Source organism: Neisseria sp. HMSC070F02 (assembly GCF_001814225.1).
In the GTDB taxonomy this organism is placed as follows: domain Bacteria; phylum Pseudomonadota; class Gammaproteobacteria; order Burkholderiales; family Neisseriaceae; genus Neisseria; species Neisseria meningitidis.
Window position 1 is genome coordinate 1 of record NZ_KV815497.1, and the last position, 213, is coordinate 213.

Annotated in this window: 1 pseudogene; it reads left to right on the plus strand. The window is 47.4% G+C overall.

Annotation, left to right across the window (positions count from 1 at the left end):
* A pseudogene (locus HMPREF2959_RS11625) lies at nucleotides 1–126 on the plus strand (glucose-1-phosphate thymidylyltransferase); the annotation flags it as partial.
* Nucleotides 127–213 lie beyond the last annotated feature (87 nt).

A 213-nucleotide genomic window follows, 5' to 3' on the forward strand; every position in this document is an offset into this window, starting at 1 on the left:
ATCGCCTGCCTCGAAGAAATCGCTTGGCGCAACGGTTGGCTTTCCGATGAAAAACTGGAAGAATTGGCGCGCCCGATGGCAAAAAACCAATACGGCCAATATTTGCTGCGCCTGTTGAAAAAATAATGTTTGAGGCCGTCTGAAACTTTTCAGACGGCCTTTAGATGAAAGATAAAAAGATGAACATCATCGACACCGCCCTCCCCGACGTAA